Origin of the sequence: Winogradskyella sp. MH6 (assembly GCF_022810765.1) — a bacterium.
Taxonomy (GTDB): Bacteria; Bacteroidota; Bacteroidia; order Flavobacteriales; family Flavobacteriaceae; genus Winogradskyella.
In genome coordinates, this window is record NZ_CP094494.1 from 2128480 (window position 1) to 2150504 (window position 22025).

Annotated in this window: 23 protein-coding genes and 1 tRNA gene; 11 read left to right on the forward strand and 13 right to left on the reverse strand. The window is 33.0% G+C overall.

Going from position 1 to position 22025, the window contains the following annotated elements:
- Nucleotides 1–18: 18 nt before the first annotated feature.
- Together MST30_RS09535 and folP are read right to left on the reverse strand one after the other, a co-directional pair.
- The gene (locus MST30_RS09535) at nucleotides 19–669 is read right to left on the reverse strand and encodes a hypothetical protein (RefSeq protein WP_243471180.1); all 651 of its coding nucleotides are present in this window, start codon (nucleotides 667–669) and stop codon (nucleotides 19–21) included.
- Nucleotides 666–1496, reverse strand: coding sequence for a dihydropteroate synthase (gene folP, locus MST30_RS09540; RefSeq protein ID WP_243473873.1), 831 nt, complete (start codon nucleotides 1494–1496; stop codon nucleotides 666–668). The genes MST30_RS09535 and folP overlap by 4 nt, the downstream gene beginning before the upstream one ends.
- A gap of 140 nt (nucleotides 1497–1636) precedes the next feature.
- On the opposite strand from folP, the gene MST30_RS09545 reads away from it, so the two are divergent.
- The 6 genes from MST30_RS09545 (at nucleotide 1637) to MST30_RS09570 (ending at nucleotide 6554) form a co-directional block, all read left to right on the forward strand.
- A complete protein-coding gene (locus MST30_RS09545) occupies nucleotides 1637–2185 on the forward strand; it encodes a DUF1599 domain-containing protein (protein WP_243473874.1) in 549 nt (182 codons plus the stop codon).
- A 12-nt stretch (nucleotides 2186–2197) separates the two neighbouring features.
- The gene (locus MST30_RS09550; RefSeq protein ID WP_243471181.1) at nucleotides 2198–3487 is read left to right on the forward strand and encodes a DoxX family protein; all 1290 of its coding nucleotides are present in this window, start codon (nucleotides 2198–2200) and stop codon (nucleotides 3485–3487) included.
- Nucleotides 3488–3490: 3 nt separating this feature from the next.
- The gene (locus MST30_RS09555) at nucleotides 3491–4567 is read left to right on the forward strand and encodes an ABC transporter permease (protein ID WP_243471182.1); all 1077 of its coding nucleotides are present in this window, start codon (nucleotides 3491–3493) and stop codon (nucleotides 4565–4567) included.
- Nucleotides 4568–4655: 88 nt separating this feature from the next.
- A complete protein-coding gene (gene tpiA, locus MST30_RS09560) occupies nucleotides 4656–5405 on the forward strand; it encodes a triose-phosphate isomerase (protein WP_243471183.1) in 750 nt (249 codons plus the stop codon).
- Entirely contained in the window at nucleotides 5406–6242 is an 837-nt protein-coding gene (gene prmA / locus MST30_RS09565) for a 50S ribosomal protein L11 methyltransferase (protein WP_243471184.1), read from the forward strand. It abuts the gene before it with no gap.
- A gap of 39 nt (nucleotides 6243–6281) precedes the next feature.
- Nucleotides 6282–6554, forward strand: coding sequence for an ATP-dependent Clp protease adaptor ClpS (locus MST30_RS09570; protein ID WP_243471185.1), 273 nt, complete (start codon nucleotides 6282–6284; stop codon nucleotides 6552–6554).
- Between the two features lie 30 nt (nucleotides 6555–6584).
- Here MST30_RS09570 and MST30_RS09575 read toward each other — a convergent pair whose 3' ends face one another.
- The 6 genes from MST30_RS09575 to MST30_RS09600 all read right to left on the reverse strand — a co-directional run bounded on the left by MST30_RS09575 (nucleotide 6585) and on the right by MST30_RS09600 (nucleotide 10266).
- Complete coding sequence (locus MST30_RS09575; RefSeq protein ID WP_243471186.1) at nucleotides 6585–6857, reverse strand: heavy-metal-associated domain-containing protein; 273 nt, start codon at nucleotides 6855–6857, stop codon at nucleotides 6585–6587.
- Nucleotides 6858–6864: 7 nt separating this feature from the next.
- The gene (locus tag MST30_RS09580) at nucleotides 6865–7068 is read right to left on the reverse strand and encodes a YgaP family membrane protein (RefSeq protein ID WP_243471187.1); all 204 of its coding nucleotides are present in this window, start codon (nucleotides 7066–7068) and stop codon (nucleotides 6865–6867) included.
- 13 nt (nucleotides 7069–7081) lie between these two features.
- The gene (locus tag MST30_RS09585; protein ID WP_243471188.1) at nucleotides 7082–8488 is read right to left on the reverse strand and encodes an MBL fold metallo-hydrolase; all 1407 of its coding nucleotides are present in this window, start codon (nucleotides 8486–8488) and stop codon (nucleotides 7082–7084) included.
- Nucleotides 8489–8611: 123 nt separating this feature from the next.
- Nucleotides 8612–9028, reverse strand: coding sequence for a DUF6691 family protein (locus MST30_RS09590; RefSeq protein ID WP_243471189.1), 417 nt, complete (start codon nucleotides 9026–9028; stop codon nucleotides 8612–8614).
- 1 nt (nucleotide 9029) lies between these two features.
- Nucleotides 9030–9587 carry a YeeE/YedE family protein gene (locus MST30_RS09595; RefSeq protein ID WP_243471190.1) on the reverse strand — a complete coding sequence of 186 codons (558 nt, stop codon included), beginning with the start codon at nucleotides 9585–9587 and terminating at the stop codon, nucleotides 9030–9032.
- Between the two features lie 43 nt (nucleotides 9588–9630).
- Nucleotides 9631–10266 (reverse strand): Crp/Fnr family transcriptional regulator, encoded by a 636-nt coding sequence (locus tag MST30_RS09600; RefSeq protein ID WP_243471191.1) that lies wholly within the window; start codon nucleotides 10264–10266, stop codon nucleotides 9631–9633.
- 84 nt (nucleotides 10267–10350) lie between these two features.
- On the opposite strand from MST30_RS09600, the gene MST30_RS09605 reads away from it, so the two are divergent.
- A tRNA-Arg gene (locus MST30_RS09605) sits at nucleotides 10351–10424 on the forward strand.
- 91 nt (nucleotides 10425–10515) lie between these two features.
- Here the strand turns inward: MST30_RS09605 and MST30_RS09610 are convergent.
- On the reverse strand, nucleotides 10516–10968 hold the full coding sequence (locus MST30_RS09610) for a pyridoxamine 5'-phosphate oxidase family protein (RefSeq protein ID WP_243471192.1): 453 nt from the start codon (nucleotides 10966–10968) through the stop codon (nucleotides 10516–10518).
- Between the two features lie 159 nt (nucleotides 10969–11127).
- Here MST30_RS09610 and MST30_RS09615 point away from each other — a divergent pair, with 159 nt between their 5' ends.
- Nucleotides 11128–12030, forward strand: coding sequence for an anti-sigma factor (locus MST30_RS09615; RefSeq protein WP_243471193.1), 903 nt, complete (start codon nucleotides 11128–11130; stop codon nucleotides 12028–12030).
- Nucleotides 12031–12108: 78 nt separating this feature from the next.
- Here MST30_RS09615 and MST30_RS09620 read toward each other — a convergent pair whose 3' ends face one another.
- Nucleotides 12109–12261, reverse strand: coding sequence for an SsrA-binding protein (locus tag MST30_RS09620; protein ID WP_243471194.1), 153 nt, complete (start codon nucleotides 12259–12261; stop codon nucleotides 12109–12111).
- 605 nt (nucleotides 12262–12866) lie between these two features.
- Between MST30_RS09620 and MST30_RS09625 the strand changes: the two genes are divergently transcribed.
- Complete coding sequence (locus MST30_RS09625) at nucleotides 12867–14822, forward strand: endonuclease (RefSeq protein WP_243471195.1); 1956 nt, start codon at nucleotides 12867–12869, stop codon at nucleotides 14820–14822.
- A gap of 85 nt (nucleotides 14823–14907) precedes the next feature.
- Here MST30_RS09625 and MST30_RS09630 read toward each other — a convergent pair whose 3' ends face one another.
- A complete protein-coding gene (locus tag MST30_RS09630) occupies nucleotides 14908–17103 on the reverse strand; it encodes a M56 family metallopeptidase (RefSeq protein WP_243471196.1) in 2196 nt (731 codons plus the stop codon).
- A gap of 2 nt (nucleotides 17104–17105) precedes the next feature.
- Complete coding sequence (locus tag MST30_RS09635; RefSeq protein ID WP_243471197.1) at nucleotides 17106–17465, reverse strand: BlaI/MecI/CopY family transcriptional regulator; 360 nt, start codon at nucleotides 17463–17465, stop codon at nucleotides 17106–17108.
- Nucleotides 17466–17628: 163 nt separating this feature from the next.
- Here MST30_RS09635 and MST30_RS09640 point away from each other — a divergent pair, with 163 nt between their 5' ends.
- Nucleotides 17629–18579, forward strand: coding sequence for a calcium/sodium antiporter (locus tag MST30_RS09640; RefSeq protein WP_243471198.1), 951 nt, complete (start codon nucleotides 17629–17631; stop codon nucleotides 18577–18579).
- A gap of 59 nt (nucleotides 18580–18638) precedes the next feature.
- Here MST30_RS09640 and MST30_RS09645 read toward each other — a convergent pair whose 3' ends face one another.
- On the reverse strand, nucleotides 18639–19655 hold the full coding sequence (locus MST30_RS09645) for a glutamine synthetase beta-grasp domain-containing protein (protein ID WP_243471199.1): 1017 nt from the start codon (nucleotides 19653–19655) through the stop codon (nucleotides 18639–18641).
- A gap of 176 nt (nucleotides 19656–19831) precedes the next feature.
- Between MST30_RS09645 and MST30_RS09650 the strand changes: the two genes are divergently transcribed.
- Nucleotides 19832–22018 (forward strand): glutamine synthetase III family protein, encoded by a 2187-nt coding sequence (locus MST30_RS09650; protein WP_243471200.1) that lies wholly within the window; start codon nucleotides 19832–19834, stop codon nucleotides 22016–22018.
- The last annotated feature ends 7 nt before the right edge of the window (nucleotides 22019–22025 follow it).

A 22025-nucleotide genomic window follows, 5' to 3' on the forward strand; every position in this document is an offset into this window, starting at 1 on the left:
CTAATTTAATAATTTATGTTAATAAATAAATTCGTTATTAGATATACTATTTTGAAAAGTAGCTAAGTTACTCTTAATCGTAATGTAATCTTGAAAACTTAGAGATTCATTAAAGCTCAAAATAAGTTTGATTGATTCACCAAATTCAGATTTTAAAACTGGTAATACTGATGAAAAGTTTTCCTTCGAAAAACTAATATTTAAATCTGCAGAGCTTGAAAAAGTTATTTCTTTAAAGCTATTAACTGTCATTATACATGTCTTGTTGTCTTGCGAGATTTCACTTGAATCAGAATAATTAACATCAGTAAACTCAATAAACCCCAAATTTTTAATACTAGTATCATTACAAGTAAAGTAATTCTTGGCAGCTTCATTTTTATGCAACGACGCTTTTTTACGTTTATCTTGTAGATATTGAATATGAGGAATAGCTTGTTTTAACGTTAAACGTTTATCGACATTAACTAACCAATTTGTAGTGCCAATAAGATTTTTTCTATTGAAAAGGGTTGAGTCTGGTTGTGTTTCATCATAAAAAATATAAGCTGGTGAAACGTCTAAAACTTCAGTGATTTCAGCATTTTCAATTTCGGGTAGTTCTAATACACGCTCGTTGTTACAGCTTAAAAATATTGTGATTACTAATAAATATATCAGACCTTTCATTTAGTTTTAGTTAATTGATTAAATAAAGTCACGCATTCAACAGCTTCTTTTATATCGTGTACTCGTAAGATTTTTGCGCCTTTTTGCAACGCAACCATGTGCAGTGCTGTTGTGCCATTAAGCGCATTTTCAGAAGTTGTATTTAATGTTTTGTAAATCATAGATTTTCTGGAAACGCCTGCTAAAATCGGTTTGTCAACTATTTGCAATAACTCCATATTATTAAGTAGTTCGTAATTTTGCTCTGTAGTTTTAGCAAAACCAAAACCAGGATCTATAATTATATCGTTGATTTTTGCCGCATGTGCTTTTGCAATACGTTCTGCAAAATAGCTGTTGATGTCTTTCACTAAATCATCGTAATCAGTTTGCTGCTGCATGGTTTTAGGATTGCCTTTCATGTGCATCATTATGTAAGGAACGCCAAGTTGTCCAACAGTTGAAATCATATTTTCGTCTAGAAGACCAGCAGAAATATCATTAATAATAGCAGCACCAGCTTCAATACTTTTTTTAGCAACTTCACTTCTAAACGTGTCAATAGAAATTAAGGTTTCTGGAAACTGTTTTAGAATGAGTTCAACAACAGGAACCACACGATTTAATTCTTCATTCTCTGAAACAAAATCAGCACCAGGACGTGAGCTATAACCACCAATATCTATAAAAGTAGCACTTTCCTTTAGCATGGTTTCAGCCTGTTTTAAAATGGAAGATTCATTTTTGTATTGTCCACCATCATGAAAAGAGTCTGGAGTCACGTTAAGGATTCCCATCACTTTGGGTGTAGAGATGTCAATAAGTTGGCCTTTGCAGTTTATGGTCATGTCGGAGTTGTGAAATTTCATTTTTAAAAGTTCAAAGTTAACATATTCATAAACTTTAAAGCCCTCAATAAATGAATGAAGACAGAACTTTGAACTTTAAACTAAATAAGCGAAATTTACAGAAATTTTTACGGAATTATATGCAAGATACATCAAAACAATACGATGCTGTTATAGAAAAGTGCAGAACACTTTTTATAAATAAAATGAGTGACTACGGAAGTGCATGGAGAATATTAAGATTGCCATCGCTTACCGATCAGATTTTTATAAAAGCACAACGTATTAGAGGATTACAAGAAAATGATGTAAGAAAAGTAGATGAAGGAGAAGTAAGCGAGTTTATTGGTATTATAAACTATTGTGTTATGGCATTAATTCAGTTAGAAAAAGGTGTTGTGGAGCAGCCAGACATGAATACAGAAGAGGCTACAAAACTTTATGACGAAAAAGTTGCATTAACCAAGGAATTAATGATGAATAAGAACCATGATTATGGTGAAGCTTGGAGAGATATGCGTGTAAGCTCGTTAACCGATTTAATTTTGCAGAAATTACTACGTGTAAAGCAAATTGAAGATAATGCAGGTAAAACAATTGTAAGCGAAGGTATAGATGCTAATTATCAAGATATGATAAATTATGCCGTTTTCGCAATGATTCATTTGGGTGAATCTGAGTCTAATTAGAAAGAATTTTTCATGAAATATTTTATCAACTTTTCTAGAATTGCTGTCGGAAGTTTATTTATAATTTCTGGTTTAATAAAGTGCAATGATTCTATAGGTTTTTCTTATAAACTGAATGATTATTTTGCTCAAGATGTATTAAATCTAGAGTTTTTAATTCCATATTCATTGATTTTGGCAGTAATGATTTGCGTTGTCGAGATCGTACTAGGTGTTGCGCTAATTTTTGGATTTAAACCCAAACTTACATCATCTTTGGTGTTATTAATGATGCTCTTTTTTACTTGGTTAACTTGGTATACTTCGAGCTGTATTTCAGAGAGAGATGTCGTAACACAAATGGGTGAAGAATTTAACAGAAACTGTGTAGAGGATTGTGGCTGTTTTGGAGATGCTTTAAAGCTAAAACCTATTGAGTCGTTCTATAAGGATTTAGTATTGTTGCTCTTTGCAATCCCACTATTTATAGTAAGTTTTAAAAAATCAATTAAAGAAAACACAAAGAAAGAAGATTGGATTTATTGTGGTTTTTCAATGGTTTTACTACTGTTGTTCAATTTGATTTTTACTAAATGGTGGTTCTCGTTATTATTTGCACTAGTACTGTTTGTTGTAGTATACCTCGTAAAAAATAAAATGAAAAACCAATGGTTGTCTCTATTGGCAGCATATATGATTTCACTTGGATTTACATGGTACTGTTTAGAGAATTTGCCTGTAAAGGATTTTAGACCGTACAAAATAGGGGCAAATATTACGGAAGGAATGATTATTCCTGAAAATGCAGCAAAACCTGTGATGGAATATACGTGGATCTTTAAGGTAGATGGAGAAGAGAAAAAGATTACAACTGATGGGAGTTTTCCAAGTGTTGAAGGTGGTGAATATGTTGGTCTAGATGGTAATCCTAAAATAATTGAAGAGGGTTATACTCCACCAATTCAAGATTTTTCTATTGAGACTTTAGATGAAAACTTAACTTCGTATTTCTTGGAAAAAGATAAGTTAGTATTTATTACAATGTATAATATAGCCACTTCAGAAGCTGACGGTCTTGCCAAGTTGAAATCTTTTACTGATGAGGCTATAAAAAAAGGATATACAGTAATAGGATTAACTTCTTCTGGTGAAGATGCAAAACAAAAAGTGAAACAAGATTATAACTTAAATTTTGATTTCTATCTATGCGATGAAAAGGTGATTAAAACTATTGTGCGATCTAATCCTGGAATTGTTATTCTAGAAAAAGGTACAATAATGAACAAAGCACATTGGAACGATATTGAAGATATAGAACTGTAATTTTTGATAAGATATTTTGTAAATAAACTATTCTATGCATTCATCACCTTATTAGGTGTAGTCACAGTTATTTTCTTTCTATTTACCATTCTTCCAGGTGATCCTGCAAAGATGATGTTGGGTCAAAATCAAACGGCAGAACAGGTAGAAGCCGTAAAACACAAATACGGTTTTGATAAACCTATAGGAACACAGTACTTATACTATCTCAATGACTTGTCTCCAGTGTCATTTCACTCTAATAACACAGAGGATTATACGTTTTTAAGCACTAATAAATATAATGCTGCAAAGTTATTTAGTATAGGTAATACTACAACAGTAATAAAAACACCTTACTTAAGAGAATCATTTACCAAACAAGGAAAGAAAGTAACAGATGTTATTGGTGAAACTATTCCAAACACCTTTGTTTTAGCAGTTTCAGCCATTATAATAGCCATAATTCTTGGGATTATCTTTGGAATTATTTCAGCATTATACCGAGATACATGGATAGATAAAACCATACAAATTTTAAGTACGTTCGGTATGAGTGTACCTTCTTTTTTCAGTGCGATTCTTTTTGCTTGGTTGTTTGGTTTTGTGTTGCATAAATACACAAATCTAGAAATGACAGGAAGCCTTTATGAATTAGATGATTTTGGTGAAAAAATGACAATAAAATGGAAAAACTTAATCCTACCAGCTGTTGTTTTAGGTATACGTCCATTGGCAGTTGTGATTCAGTTAATGCGAAATTCACTTTTAGATGTGATGAGCCAAGATTATATAAGAACAGCAAGAGCTAAAGGACTGAGCGAATTTAACGTAATAAAAAATCATGCTGTAAAAAATGCCTTAAACCCTGTAGTTACAGCAATATCAGGTTGGTTTGCGTCAATGTTAGCGGGAGCTGTTTTTGTGGAGTACATTTTTGGATGGAATGGCTTAGGAAAAGAAATTGTTAATGCATTGAATACTTTGGATTTACCAGTAATAATGGGTTCTGTTTTGGTCATTGCCATTGTGTTTATAACCATAAACATTTTAGTAGATATTATATACGCTTGGCTAGACCCTAGAGTGAAACTCTCTTAACAAATAGATGATGTTTGTCATCTGCTAATGTGCTTTATTATCTTATTTTTGTAGTCTTCAAACTAAAGTAGAATCAATTTATAAAATCATGAGAAAACATATTGTTGCTGGTAACTGGAAAATGAATAACGGTTTAGTTCAAACAGAAACCTTAATTACAGAGTTAAAGAAGCAAGAAAAAACATCAGATGTTGAAGTAATGATTGCACCAACATATACCAATTTGTGGCACGCGTTTGAGGCGACAAGACAATATGATATAGAAGTGATTGCTCAAAATATGCACTTTGCAGAAAATGGTGCCTACACTGGCGAAATTAGTGCAGGTATGCTGAAGAGTGTTGGTATTAAAACAGTTATTCTTGGGCACAGCGAACGTAGAGCTTATTTTAATGAAACTGACGAGGCTTTAGCTAAAAAGGTTGATTCAGCTTTAGAAAACGATATGAGAGTTATCTTTTGTTTCGGCGAAGAATTATCTGACCGTAAAGCAGGTAATGAAGAAACAGTGGTGGAAAGCCAAATTAAAAATGCATTATTTCATTTAGGTGCAGATGCGTTTAAGAGTATTGTTTTAGCATATGAGCCTGTTTGGGCAATAGGTACAGGTGAAACTGCCTCACCAGAGCAAGCGCAAGATATGCATGCATTTATAAGAAAAACATTAGCTGAAAAGTATGGAAATGACGTTGCGGAATCTGTATCTATTTTATATGGTGGAAGTGTAAAACCAAACAATGCTAAGGAAATTTTTTCTAAACCAGATGTAGACGGTGGACTAATTGGAGGTGCCTCGTTAAAAGCTGAGGATTTTTTTGCTATCGTGAACGCATTTTAAATGACAAATCAAATTTACATAGGCTACGAGTTTAAAGTAGATCCACTTCAACCTGCATCAGAAATCTTAATAGCAGAGCTTGGTTATGCTGGTTTTGAAAGTTTTGTAGAGCATTCAGAAGGTGTTACTGCATATATACAAAAGGAAGATTGGAATGCGTTTATACTCGAAGATATTCAGATTTTAAATTCAGAAGAGTTTAAGATTACTTATGAGTTTAATGAAATAGAGCAAACCAACTGGAATGAAGAATGGGAAAAAAACTTTAAACCAATAGTTGTAGATGATTTAGTAACGGTTCGAGCACCATTTCACGAAAAACCTAAAACTAAATACGATCTTATTATTGAGCCTAAAATGAGCTTTGGTACAGGACATCATGAAACTACTCACATGATGATTCAACATATTTTGAAGAACGATTTTGAAGGAAAGTCTGTGCTAGATATGGGTTGTGGTACAGGTGTTTTAGCAATCTTAGCAGAAAAAGTTGGTGCAACAAAGCTTGATGCCATTGATATTGACAATTGGTGTTATTTGAATAGTTTAGAAAATGTAGAGCGAAATGATTGTAAAAATATTTCGGTTTATGAAGGTGATGTTAAGCTTTTAGACGGAAAGCACTATGATACAATCATTGCAAACATTAATAGGAATATTCTATTAGCAGATATACCTACGTATGTTAAATGCCTGAACAGTAACGGAGAGCTGTATTTAAGTGGTTTTTATGAAGAAGACATACCGATGCTTGCAGATTTATGTAACAAGCACATGTTAAAATTGAAAGAAACAATAAAAAGAGGTGATTGGGTATCGTTAAAATTCATAAATTAGTATAGTAAAAACGAGAAATCCTCAAATCCGTTTGTAGTTATGACGAAAGAAAAACTATCAGAAGAATTACTCCTTGAAGAAGAAGTACTGAAACAAAATGAGATTGTTTTATTTAATGACGATGTGAATACGTTTGATCATGTAATAGATACGCTTATTTATGCATGCGACCACACACCAGAACAAGCAGAGCAATGTTCTATAATAGTGCATTACAAAGGTAAATGTACTGTAAAAACAGGTGATTATGAAGATTTAAAGCCAAGATGCTCTAAATTATTGCAAGCAGGTCTTAGTGCAGAAATAGTATAAAAAAGAAATCCCTCAACTTGAGGGATTTTTTTATTTTGTCATTCTTCCAACAGCGCAACTAACAAAAGATTTAGCCTTTTTAGGAAGAGAGTTTTGTTCACCAACCATAGGATATCCTAAATCTGAAAGTTTTGTTTTTACAGCATCAAATTCTTCTTCTGAAGTGTAATTAAAACTTACTTCATCTGTGTCATTATTTACTAAAACATCAGATATGCCCTCTACTTTAGATAATTGCGTTAATATAGTATTAGCACAACCTCCACACTTCAGATTTTGTACTTGTATAGTCGTATTCTTCATTTTGTAATTATTTGCGTTTACAGGTATTCCATCCAAAAGGTAAATAAAGCGGACAGAAACTAATAAAACTTGTCAGTAAGAAAACAATAGCCAATGCCATTAATACATAAGCTAATGTGCCTTCAATAACATTAAAATAATACAATAAGGCTATGGCAATAGCAATTACAATTCTAATGCCTTTGTCTAAACTTCCCATGTTCTTTTTCATAATAAAAGAGTTTTTAAAGTGTTGATGGACAAACAAAATCGGTTTTAGGTAAACTAGTTTTCTTAATAGCACCAAATCCGCCAGCTATGTCTACCAAATTATGGTAACCTCTTGCTTTTAGGATAGAAGCAGCAATAACAGAACGATAGCCACCTGCACAATGTACATAATAAGTTTTATCCTTATCTATTTGGTCCATTTGATTGTTGATATAATCTAGTGCAAAATGCTGAGCATTTTCTAAATGCATGCTTTTATATTCACCGTCTTTTCTTACATCTAGAACATTTAATTCTGATGTGTTAGCTCTCTTTTCAAATTCTTTAGCAGAGATAGATTCTAAAGAATCGATTTCTTTTCCTGAAGCCTTCCAAGCGTCTATACCACCTTCCAGATAACCTAAAGTGTTATCATAGCCTACACGAGATAATCGGGTAACAGCTTCTTCAGATTTTCCTTCTGGTACAACTAGTAAAATAGGCTGTTTTATGTCTGTGATTAAAGCACCAACCCAAGGAGCAAACTGGCCATTTAATCCAATAAAGATTGAGTTTGGTATATGAGATTTAATAAAATCAGATTGCGTTCTAACATCTAAAACCAATGCAGACTCATGATTTGCCAATGCTTCAAATTCTTCTGGTGTTAAAGGATTGTTCCCTGTTTTAAGAATGTCATCAAATGCGTTATAGCCCATTTTATTCATCATGGCATTCTTAGCAAAATATTGAGGAGGTGGAGCAATGCCATGAAGTACTTCTTTAATAAACTCTTCTCTAGTCATATCTGCGCGTAAGGCATAGTTTGTTTTCTTTTGTTCGCCTAAAACACCTACCGTTTCTTTACTCAAGTTTTTACCACAAGCAGAGCCAGCACCATGAGCAGGATACACAATAACATCATCAGCCAAAGGCATAATTTTTTCTCTCAATGAATCGTATAACATACCAGCTAAGTCACGTTCTGTAAGATCAGATTTTATAGCTAAATCTGGCCTGCCGACATCACCTAGAAAAAGGGTGTCTCCCGAAAATATAGCATAGTCCTTACCATCTTTGTCTTTTAGTAAATACGTTACTGACTCTAATGTGTGACCTGGAGTGTGTAATACTTTTATAGTAAGCTCACCAAGTTTAAGTTCTTCTCCATCAGTAGCAGAATGAATATTGTATTCTGTTTGTGCTCCAGGCCCAAAAACGATAGTGGCACCTGTCTTTTCAGCCAAATCTACATGGCCTGAAACAAAATCTGCATGAAAATGCGTCTCTAACACATATTTAATTTTAGCGTTGTTTGCCTTAGCCTTATCAATATATTGTTGAGTTTCTCTTAATGGGTCTATTATAGCAACCTCTCCTTTAGATTCAATATAATAGGCACCTTGAGCCAAACATCCTGTATATAATTGTTCAATTTTCATTAGTTATGATTTTATATTTAAACAGAGGTGAAGTCTGTGTAAAATCTTCTTACTCTTATAAATTTACGCTAAATTATAAAAGCAAAAAAATCTTAATGTACTATTTGTTACATAGGTCGTAGGCTAGTGTGGAAGCTTACGTTTTAAAATTCCATAAACAAACGTACCTAGTAATGCTGCAGCAATAACAATTAGCATAGGGAAAACTCCAGTGCCAACTAAAATATACATTGGTCCTGGACAAGCTCCACAAAGTGCCCAACCAAGCCCAAAAATACTTCCTCCAACTATGTATCTAATAAGCCCTTTGTCTTTTAGAGGAACACGTAAGTAGGTGCCTTGCGTAGTTTTGAGATGATTCTTTTTTGCAACTAACAACAATATTATGCCAGTAATAACAGCAGTTCCAATAATACCATACATATGGAAAGATTGAAACTTAAACATCTCAAATATGCGATACCAGGAAACTGCTTCAGACTTTACCAGTACAATTCCGAAGAATATTCCAACTAAAAAAAACTTTAAAAAATTCTTCATCTTAAAATAGTATTGGAAATATTAAATAAATCATGATTAAACCGCCAATAAAAAAACCGATAACGGCAATTAAAGACGGTAGTTGTAAGCTGCTTAAGCCAGTAATAGCATGTCCTGATGTACAACCACCAGCATAACGTGTGCCAAAACCAACTAAAAATCCTCCAATAATAAGTATTGAGATTCCTTTGAGAGTCAATACATTTTCCCAAGCAAATAATTCTGGAGGTAAAAGACTGTTTCCTGCATTTTTAAAACCAAGCTCATTTAAATCTTTAATAGTCTCAGCACTAAGATTAATATCTGTTGGATTTGATAGAAAAAAATGAGCAATAAATCCGCCAACTATAGCTCCAATCATAACGATTAGGTTCCATCTGTAACTTTTCCAATCGAATTTAAAAAATTCAGAGTATTTACCTGCTCCACCTATTGCACACATGGTTCTTAAATTAGAGGACATGCCAAAAGTTCTGCCGAAATAAAGTAATAAAAACATTGTAATAGCTATACATGGACCAGAGACATACCAAGGCCAAGGTTCTTTTATTAGTTCCATTTAATTTTAAAATTTGAATTATTAAGGGATTTTTTTGAATAGATTAAAAGTCTATTACATGGATTTTATTTCTTCCAAGAGTTATTCGTTCTTGTTTTTCAAGTTGCTTCAATAATCTTGAAACTACAACTCTAGAAGTATGTAAATCTTCAGCTATTTCCTGATGTGTAATTTCTAAGTCGGTAGATGCAGAGAGTTTTACCTTATCAGTAAGGTATTTAAAAAGTCTTTCATCCATTTTCATAAATGCTAAGGTATCTATGGTCTCAAGCATTTCGTCAAAACGTGTCTGGTAACTTTGTAGAATGAAACTTCTCCAACTATCGTTGGTGTCAAACCAAACTCGCATCTCGTCTATTGGAATCATAATTACAGTAGTGTCTTCATCTGCAATAGCTCTTATTTTACTTACAGACTTAGCCATGCAACAGGTTAAAGACATTGCGCAGGTATCACCAGATTCTAATACATAAAGCAATAACTCACTACCTTCACTATCTTCTCTGAGTACTTTTATATTGCCTCTTATTAAAAGTGGGACATACTTTAGCTCTTGCCCAATATCAATAATGATATCGTTCTTTTTGAAGACTTTAATGTCTGCGACTTGAGATATGTTGTTGAGAATTTCTTCGTCAAACAAATATGAAAAGGGTTCTAAAATATCTTTTGAAATCATGTCTCAAAAATAATCATTTAGAATTTTGAAATAAATAGTTTGGTTGTTTTTTAATAAAAGTTATATATTTGCAGCCCTTTAATAGGCCACGTGGCGCAACTGAATAGCGCATCTGATTACGGCTCAGAAGGTTGCAGGTTTGAATCCTGCCGTGGTCACAAGCAAAAAAGCAAGCAGAATTAATGCTTGCTTTTTTTATGTCTTATATTTTAGATTATTATAGTTATGTATAATTGTTGTTGGGCTTCATTAAGACTTCATCTTGCCAGTAATATCATTAATTTTAATTAGGAATACAACTGGTGTTTCCATATTGTAAATTTTACTAGAAAACTGGCTTATATAATCAAGGTCTTTGTGTTCTTTCTTTAAAACAAGATTCTTAATGCCTAAAGAAAATTCATGTAGATAAAGCTTAGCGGTACCACCATCAATTTCTTCATATTGTCCATGTACCATAACAGACTGCCACTTATTATTACTAAAAATATCTGCAACAGTCATAGAAATAGATGTCTGCTTTCGCATAGATTTTATTTTGTGCCCATTACCGGAGTAGCAGATTATATAATCTTCTTCATCATTATAATAATAGGTAATAGGAACCGTGTAAGGTCTGTTAGCACTTATGTAAGACAAATAGCCTATATAGTTGTTTTTTAAAATCTCTGAGCACCTTTTTTGTTCTAAACTTTTAATCATGACTATAATATTTGCCCTATAAGTTACTAACTAAGTTGTTGCTTTTTAATGACTTTAGTCATTTTTATGAATAAAAAATTTGTAACTGTTAGCTATCTAACATTTTGGGACATAAACGTGTTCTAGTTTTGCTGTATAAAATTTTTAAAACGATAAGCGATGATTAAAAAAACTTTTTTAGGATTACTAGCATTGAGTCTTTTTGCTGTATCCTGTAGTAATGATGACGATAATAATGCGTCTACAAACTCAGAATTGACTTTAAATTTACAAGGTCTAGAGACTTTAGGAAGTGATTATGTTTATGAAGGTTGGATAATTGTAAATGGACAACCCGTAAGTACAGGTACTTTTACAAGTGTTACCTTTCCTCAGACATTTCCAGTTGACACAGAACAGTTAGAAAGTGCAACAACATTTGTGTTGTCTATTGAGCCAGCAGTAGATCCAGATCCTGCGCCAGCAGCTACCAAACTATTAGCTGGTGATTTTTCTGGTAATGTTGCTAATGTTAATTCTGACAATATAGTTGTTGGGTCAGGAAGTGCAGTTTCTTCACTCGGAGCTTCAACAGGAAAATACATTCTTGCAACTCCTACAGATATGGATGATACCAATGAGTCTAGTGGTGTTTGGTTTTTAGATAATACTAATGCTCCAAATCTTACGGCTGGTTTAAGTTTGCCTACTCTATCTGATGGTTGGAAATATGAAGGTTGGGTTGTGTTTGACGGTACTCCAATAAGTACAGGGACATTTACAAGTGCCGAAGCTGCAGATGATAATGCAACAACCTCTACGTTTAAGGGAGATGCTGGAAATGGTCCAGGATATCCAGGTGAGGATTACTTACAAAATGCTCCAGCAGGATTAACATTTCCAACAGACTTAAAAGGACGAACAGTTGTTATTTCTGTAGAACCATATCCAGATAATAGCAGTGCGCCATTTACATTAAAGCCATTAGCGCATATGGTGCCAGCAAATGCTATGGATCATACAGTTATTGATATGGGAAATGGTCCTGTAGAAACGTTAATGGGATTTGTAACAAGAAACTAATGTTGAAAAAGAGAATTTACCGCTAAAGCGATAGATTAAATTGAGTTTTGAAAAGGCTGCCAATGGGCAGTCTTTTTTTTAGTCTAAAGCATTTTTGGTAACATATACACGCCAACCTATTATAGCAAGTTGTAATTTACTAGCTTTACTTAGGTCTAATTGTCTTTTAGAGTAACTTGGGAGTATCGCTTTGTTAATTTTTGCAATAATCTTAAAGATAGATGTCTTCATTTTTATTGATTAGCAGAGGATGACTAAATCTTTTGCATGTTGTCTGAGCGATAAAAATAGTAAAACTTATTCTAGAACTAAGTTTTACTCATTTTTTGATTGATTGTTTCTTGATTGATTTTTGATTAGTTGAGTTTAGAATATCGAAAAAATTATGTCGATAATCAATTTTGCTAAAGTCATCATATTTTTTTGGTTTTGAGGTTAATTATTTGTTTTAAATTCTTGATTGAGTTTTCAATATATATCGGTAACAAATATTCTTCCAAACGTTTTTATAAAAATCGACGAATTTGCATTTACATTTATAACTAAAAAAATGATATGTATTACTAAAAAATGTGACTTCTCTTCATTAAAGTTTTAAAATGTAACTTTAAATGTGTTTTTGGCTTACAAAATTATATGTTTGTAGAGGGTTTTTGAGTTGGTTTTTTAAATCGTAGAGGCATTTCGTCTTTAAAATCCTTAATTTTTAACTTTTCATCTTTTGAGAGTTTTATTCTATTGATAAAATTGAGGTAAATATTTAACTGATTTTTCTAAATAATTTTTAATTAACATTAATAGTCTTTTTTACCATTATCTTTGGAAAAAAATAGAGTATGAAACGTTTTCTAATTGTCCTGGTATTATTTGTATTTCATAATACCTGGAGTCAGGTTTTAATTATTAATGAGCTAGATCCAGATACACCAAGCACTGATACGGCAGAGTTTATAGAGTTAAAGTCGCAGACACCAAATTTTCCTACCGATGGTTATATTTTGGTCTTCTTCAATGGATCTTCCAGTGGTGCTGATTCAAGTTATATGGTAATTGATTTAGATGGTTACCAAACAGATAATAATGGATTGCTTGTAATTGGTAGTGAAGGTGTTTATCCGTTTCCTCAATTATTAATATCAGAAAATGTTATTCAGAATGGAGCAGATGCTGTTGGGATTTATCAAGCTTCTGTGAGTGATTTTCCAGAAGGTACTTTAGCAACACAAACCAATCTTATAGATGCCATAGTTTACGGTACTAATGATGCGGATGATACTGTGTTGATGAGTTTATTAGGAGAAACAGTTCAATACAACGATAATGGTACAAGCTCTACTCAAAGATCTATACAGCGGTTTGTAGATGGTATGGGAGTGGAATCTTATTCTACTGCTACACCAACACCAAGGCGTGAAAATGACGGTTCAGGTACTGCGATAAATCCTATTCAGATTTCTGTTGCAGAAACGCAATATGATGAGGGAACTTCTTTTGATATCACATTTACTTCTGAAACTAATGTGACGTCAGATTTAAACTTTACGATTAGCCTTAACAATTTTGGGTTTAATACATCTGACTTTACAGGTAATACAAGTCTTACGATTTTAAGTGGAACAAATTCCACAAGTACTACGATTACTTTAACAGATGATTCTGATGATGAAGGTGATGAAGTTATTAAAATTAAGTTTTTAGATTTAGTTGAACCTATAGTTCCAGGAAACAATTTTGTAGAGGTTAGGGCAGTGGACAATGATTTTACAGTTGCAGCTTGGGGAACTCCAACAAATCCTACTACAGGAATTGTACAAAGCACGCAGCCAAATGGTTATTACGATAGTTTAGACGGATTGTCGGATTTAGCATTAAGACAGGCTTTGCAGGATATTATAGCAGACCCAAATGTGGTAAGAGCACAAACCTATGCAGATGTTATCGATATTTTAATGGAAGCGGATCAAAATCCTGCAAATAGTAATCAGGTTTGGTTAGTTTATACCGAAGAGGGTAGGCCAAAATTAGATTTGCAAACAGGAAGTAGTAATACAGGAAAATGGAACAGAGAGCATACTTTTCCACGTTCAAGAGGTGGTTTTGATAACATAGAAGAAGATGACATAGCAGATGGTATTGATGTGTTTTGGACAACCAAAGCAGATTCTTTACGTCATGGAAACTCAGATGCCCATGCTCTACGTGCTGTAGATGCTGTAGAAAATAGTACACGTAGCAATCAGCATTATGGAGAATATATTGGTCCTGTAGGAACATTAGGAAGCTTTAGAGGTGACGTAGCGCGTAGTGTGTTGTATATGGAAATACGTTATAATGGGCTTGAAGTGGTAAATGGCTTTCCGACTGCGACAGGACAATTAGGTGATTTGGCAACATTATTAGATTGGCATAGAAACGATCCTCCCGATGATTTTGAAATGAATAGAAACAACGTAGTGTACAATTGGCAGTTTAACAGAAACCCGTTTATAGATCAACCGGATTTAGTAGAATATATTTGGGGAAATAATGTTGGAGATGTTTGGGATCAACCACTTAGTGTCGATGAAATTGGGTTAGAAGAGTTGTCACTTCATCCAAACCCTTCTAAAGGAAGAATTTATTTTGAGGGTTCAGATATTAAAAGCATAGAAGTCTATTCTGTTGAAGGAAAACAGTTAAGACAATTTAATTCCGTAGAAAATTTTGTGGATTTAGATTTGGCTTCTGGCTTATATTTAATAAAGTTGAATAACAGTAATGGTTTTATAACCAGAAAAATAATTATAGAATAAAAGCTTTTAAAAGCTATATAAAAAAAGCCAAACTCAATAGTGATGTTTGGCTTTTTCCGTTTTGATTGATTGATGAAATTTTAGTTTAGTTCTTTTTTGTTTTTATTACAATTACACCATTTTTCCCTTTGTCTCCATATTTTTCTGTGGCAGATTTATCTTTCAGAACTGTTACGGATTCAATTTGTTTAGGATTTAAATCCCTAATTTTTTCTTTCGTAACCTCTTTGCCATCAATAATAAATAAAGGGTTTTCGCCATTATCATCTGAAAAGAAAACATTGTTCTTGTCGTCATTAATTTCAATGATGTAGCTTTCGTCTTTATTGTCGGTTTTTGTAACCCAAACATTCTTGTTGTTTTTTTCTTCTACAATAACTTCAACATCATCATTAGAATCTGTTTTAATTTTTTTGCCATTTACTATAATGATTTCATCTTCAGAATTACCATCATCTTCTATAATGACTTCAACGTTTTTGTCACCTTCAGAAATAACTTCAAAAGTCTTGGACTTTTTTATGGTTTTGCCATTACTACCTTCATCAATTACCATATATAAGGTATCACCACTTTTGGTGTTTGTTTTTTCTTTAGATATAACAAACACATTATTGCCTTTACCTGTTTTATGAATTTTGTGTTTGCCTCCATTTTCTGTTTCGATAATATAGGAATGGGTTTTGTGCTTTGTTTTCCCATTGCCAATAGATATATTATTTGTTTCTTGATCAAAAACAATCTTTATTGGTTCAATAGCTTCGTCATCTGAGCTAATTTGATAATTGGTATTAGAGTTTTTAGACTTTGCTTCAATTTTAATAGCTCTTATTTCTCCATTCTTAGTGCGCTTTACACCTTTGAATTTTATTGTAATACCTACATTTTTAAACTTTTCTTTTATATTATCTAATTCAGAATCCGTAGTATTTTTGGTAATGATAAATTCAATGATTTTTTTTGAAGCCTCAGTTTTCTTAGAATTGTTTTCTTCTGTTTTATGGATTTTTTCAGAGTGAAGTTTCTCATTTTGCATACCAAGAGATTTCATTTTAGAGATGGCTCTTTTTTGTAATGCTTTATAGTCTGATTCGTTTTGTTTCTTATCAACATCAAAATGAAAAGTAGCACCATGAGGACGTCCTACATAGCCAGCATAGTCATCAAAAAATTCTTTGTAAATAATAAAATCTTCAATTGGAGTTTCTGCATTTCCACCTCCATAACTGTGGTTATAGAATTTTACAAAAACATCTATTAGTTCGTTGTTAGAATTTCGCTTTATTTGGCTAAACTCCAGTGATCCACCTTTGTCTTCAATAGCTTTAGACATGGTTTTTAGCTCAGTGTCTGTGGTGTTTCTAGTCACTAAAAATTCAATAGTTTCTTTAGAATTTTGGATAGTAGTAGTGTTATCTACATAGACTTTTTCGGTATTCGTGCTCATTAATAAACCTGCTAAAAGCGGTAAAACCAATAAGTACCTCCATTGTTTTTTGTGATTTGATTTAGATTTGTGTAACATAATGATTCGTTTTTTGATTTGTGAATTGTAAAAATTATTTGATAATGAAATGTTAGCATTTTTAACACTAGTTTTTAGTAATAAATGCTGGTATGCTTTTTCGTTCTGGGAAGTAGCTTGAGTTTCGTTATCTGCTATATATTCAAGGTTTTGACGAATCTCTTTTTTATAAAGCCATATCAGTGGATTAAACCAAAAGATAACACAAGCCAATTGGGAAAAAATAATGTCTAATGAGTGCATCTGGTTGACATGAACTTTCTCGTGCATCAGTATAAGTTCCAATTCATCTTTGGTGTAGTTTTTAGGATTGAAGACAATCCACTTAAAGAATGAAAAGGGTGAAATTTTGTGATTTACGATAACGTATGTATATGTGCCTTCTTTGTTTTTTGGGTTTTTTAATAGCAGCCAAATTAAAGAGCCAAACTGAAATATAAATTGAAGAAATAAAACACTTAATCCTATAATGTAAATTATCGGTAATAATGAGGTCCATTGGAATGTACTTTCAGTACTAGCATCAGTAGTAGTATTTGGTGCTATGTCGTTAACCTGAAAAACAATATCTGGCGAAACAATAGTGTCTACTGAAACATAAATAGGAATAATTACAAGCGGAAATACTAATGCTAAAATTAGACCGATAAATAAAAACCAGCGGTTATGATTAAAAAACGTTTCTCGTTTTAATAGTAACTGAAAACATATATAGAATATGCAAATTACAGATGATGCTTTTAATAGATATTCCATGATTACTTTTTCTTTTCTATAATTTCAATAATCTCCTTTAGCTCTTCAACACTAATTTTTTCCTCTTTCGCAAAAAAGGATACGACGTTTTTATAAGAACTGTTGAAGTAGTTTTCAATAGCAGTATTCATAAAACGTTTTTTATAATCTTCCTTAGATACTATAGGGTAATACTGATGTGTTTTTCCGTAGGCATTATAACTTACATACCCTTTTTCTTCAAGGTTTCTAATTATGGTAGATAGAGTATTGTAGTGTGGTTTGTCTGTTTCTATTTCTGCCAATACATCTTTTACAAAGGCTTTGTCTAGCTTCCATAATATGTGCATTATTTCTTCTTCTTTGTTAGTGAGTTTTTGCATTTCAGAAGTTTTATTTTTTATTGATGAAATCAAATATAACTATTTTTGTAGTTAAATAACTATAAAAATAGTTATTTAACGAAAAATTTAGTTTTGTTAGCTTTCAAAATGAAGTATTATCTTCGCAGTCAATTAAAAAAAGGATTTAATAATTGGTTTGTAGATGAGTGTATTTTATGTAGTGGCTGGGTTAGCGTTATTAGTTATAGGAGGTGATTTTTTAGTAAGAGCATCAGTTGGATTATCCTTTAAACTAAAGATTTCTAAACTGGTTATTGGGATGACAGTGGTGTCTTTTGCGACTTCTGCACCAGAACTTTTGGTAAGCTTACAAGCTGCTTTAGAGGGTGTTACAGATATTGCACTTGGTAATGTAATAGGCTCTAATGTTGCTAATATAGGTTTAGTTTTGGGTATTACAGCAATTATCTCTCCTTTAGCTGTAGATCGCGATTTCTACAGGCTCAATTGGCCAATGATGATGTTGGTGTCGTTTGCATTGTATTATTTTTTGAAGAATGATGAATTGCTTTCGGCTTTAGAAGGTGGGATTCTTTTCGCTGCTTTGATAGTGTTTTTGGTTATACTCATAAGAAGTTCAAGAAAATCTATTAAGGCCAACTTAGACGAAGTAGATGATGCGTTAGCTGAGGTGTCTAACTTTAAGATTGTAGCTTGGTTGCTTATTGGTGCTGCAGGATTGTATTTTGGCTCAGAGTGGTTGGTTAAGGGAGCAAAGCAGTTAGCTTCAGCGGTTGGTGTTAGCGATTATGCTATTTCGGTAACAGTAATTGCAATAGGTACTAGTGTACCAGAGTTGGCGGCTTCTGTAATTGCAGCTCTAAAACGAGAAAAAGCCATTTCTTTAGGAAATTTGATAGGTTCAAACATATTTAATATTGCTTCGGTTTTAGGGTTAACAGCCATTATAAAACCAATTGCAGTAAATCCAAAAACACCAGAGATTCTGTCGACTAATATATTTTGGATGATAGGTTTTGCGGCTATTTTGGTGCCTTTAATTCTTGTTCCAAAACGTTTTGAAATAGATCGTTTAAAAGGGATATTGTTGTTTGGTGCTTACATGATATTTATCTTTTTGGCACTTAAGTAGTGAGCATAAAAAAAGCTCATAACTTAATATGAGCTTTCTGTTTATTTTAGTTATGCTAACTATACATCAGCACTTTTTACAGTTTTTACAATTCTACCTGCAACTTTATAAGGGTCTGCGTTAGAAGCCGGACGACGATCTTCTAACCATCCTTTCCAACCTTTTTCAACAGTAATAATTGGAATACGAATTGAAGCTCCTCTATCAGAAATACCATAGCTAAACTGATCGATAGATTGTGTTTCGTGCTCACCAGTTAAACGTTGGTCGTTAAACTCACCGTAAACTTCAATATGTTCTTTAACAACTGGTCTAAATGCTTCACAGATTTTCTCATAAGTAGCCTTATCTCCACAAGTTCTTAATGTGGTATTAGAGAAGTTAGCATGCATTCCAGAACCATTCCAATCCATGTCTTTACCTAATGGTTTTGGGTGGTACTCAATATAGTAACCATATTTTTCAGTCAATCTGTCTAATAAATAACGCGCTACCCAAATTTCGTCACCAGCCTTTTTTGCACCTTTAGCAAACAATTGAAATTCCCATTGCCCAGAAGCTACTTCTTGGTTAATACCTTCAAAATTTAATCCAGCAGCAATACAAAGGTCAGCGTGCTCTTCAACTAAATCTCTACCGTGAGTGTTTCTTCCTCCAACAGAACAGTAATATAAACCTTGTGGAGCAGGATATCCACCAACAGGAAAACCTAGAGGTAGTTGTGTTTTCTTGTCCATAATAAAGTATTCTTGCTCAAAACCAAACCAGAAATCATTATCATCATCATCTATAGTAGCTCTTCCGTTAGACACATGAGGAGTTCCGTCAGCATTTAATACTTCTGTCATTACTAGGTACCCATTTTTTCTTGTAGGATCTGGATAAATAGCAACTGGCTTTAATAAACAATCTGAAGCACCACCTTCTGCTTGTCTGGTAGAACTACCATCAAAAGACCAAATAGGACAGTCTTCTAATTTTCCACTAAAGTCGTCTTCAACTTTAGTTTTACTTCTCATGTTTTGAGTAGGCTTATAACCATCTAGCCATATGTACTCTAATTTAGATTTACTCATCAGTTTAAGATTTATAATTTGACGGTGCAAATATTGTTATTTTTTTCAATGCTATCAAAAAAAATAGGGTGTTTTAGGTAAAATGTTATTAATAGTTGTTAATAAGCCCTAATTTTTTAGGGGTATGTGTTAGTGATTTTGATAATTTCGTATTTTTGAGCCAAAATTTTACTAATATGTCAACATTGAGATTTTTCGCTGTAAAAGAATCATTAAAAAGAAAACCTTTAAAAATAAAAGAGCCGAAACGACGCTCAGAAGTATTTGGTGCTAATGTATTTAATGAAAATGCAATGCGTCAGTATTTAACCAAAGAAGCTCTGTCTAGTATTATGGAAGCTATAACTAAGGGTACTAAAATAGACCGTGTTTTAGCAGACCATATTTCTACAGCAATGAAAGAATGGGCTATTTCTAAAGGAGCTACACACTATACACATTGGTTTCAGCCATTAACTGGAGCAACCGCAGAAAAGCATGATGCTTTTTTTGAAACGATTGGAGATGGTATTGCTATCGAAAAGTTTGGTGGTAGCCAGTTGGTGCAACAAGAGCCAGATGCATCTAGTTTTCCAAATGGAGGTATAAGAAATACCTTTGAAGCCAGAGGTTACACAGCATGGGACCCAACATCACCAGCTTTTGTTTATGGTACAACATTGTGTATTCCGACCGTTTTTGTCTCTTATACAGGAGAAGCGTTAGACTATAAGACTCCTTTACTTAGAGCTCTTCATGCAGTTGATAAAGCTGCTGTAGCAGTTTGTAAATATTTTGATAAAAATGTGAAGAAAGTAAGTGCTTCTTTAGGATGGGAGCAAGAATACTTTTTAATTGATAATGCTTTGGCAACATCTAGACCAGATATTGTTTTAACTGGAAGAACTCTATTAGGACATTCGCCTGCAAAAGGACAACAGCTAGACGATCATTACTTCGGAACCATTCCGTCTAGAGCTATGGCTTACATGAGAGATTTAGAAAATGAATGTATGTTGTTGGGTATTCCTGTTAAAACAAGACACAACGAAGTAGCTCCAAACCAATTTGAGCTGGCACCAATTTTTGAAGAGGCTAATCTCGCAGTAGATCATAATTCGTTATTAATGGATGTAATGCAAAAGGTTGCTAAACGTCATAATTTTAGCGTTTTAATGCACGAAAAACCATTTGCAGGTGTTAACGGTTCAGGTAAACATAATAATTGGAGTTTAAGTACAGATACTGGAATAAACCTTTTGTCTCCTGGTAAAACACCAATGAGCAATTTACAATTTTTAACCTTTTTTATTAATACCATAAAAGCAGTACAAACTCACGAAGAATTATTAAGAGCTGCCATTGCATCAGCTAGTAACGATCATCGTTTAGGTGCTAACGAAGCACCTCCTGCAATAATTTCAGTATTTATTGGTGCGCAGTTAACTAAGGTTTTAGAAGAATTAGAAAGTGTAACAAAAGGAAAATTATCACCTCAAGAAAAAACAGATTTAAAGCTAAACGTTGTTGGTAAAATCCCAGAAATACTATTGGATAATACAGATAGAAACCGAACCTCACCTTTTGCTTTTACAGGAAATAAGTTTGAGTTTAGAGCTGTCGGTTCTAAGGCAAATTGTGCAAATCCTATGACGGTTTTAAATACTATTGTTGCCAAGCAATTAATGGATTTTAAAGAAGAAGTTGATGTGTTGATTGATAAAAAATCAATGAAGAAAGATGATGCCATTTTTAATGTATTAAGAGAGTATATTAAAACATCAAAAGCCATCCTTTTTGAAGGGAATGGTTATAGTGAAGCATGGGAGAAAGAAGCAAAAAAACGTGGTTTAAGTAACAATAAAACAACTCCTGATGCACTTAAGGTTAAAGTGGCGAAATCCTCAATAGAGCTCTTTGAAAACCTAGGTGTTATGAATGAAGTGGAAGCTAAAGCTCGCTATGAAATAGAAATGGAAGAGTACATTCTTCATATTCAGATAGAGAGTAGGGTTATGGGTGATATTGCTCGTAATCATGTAGTACCTACAGCTGTAAGATATCAAAATGTTCTTATTGAAAATGTGAAAGGACTCAAGGCTATTTACGGTGAACACTTTAAAGATTTAGCAAAAGAACAATTAAATATTATTGAACAGATTTCAAAACATATAGAAGCCATAAATTCTTTAGTAACTAAAATGGTTGAAGAACGTAAAAGTTTAAATTCTCAAAGTAATATTGAAAAGAAAGCAAAAGGGTATTGCAATAAAGTAAAACCGCTTTTTGATGATATAAGATACCATTGCGACAAACTAGAGTTGATGATTGATGACGAATTATGGCCACTTACAAAATATAGAGAACTACTTTTTACTAAGTAGTGAGTCT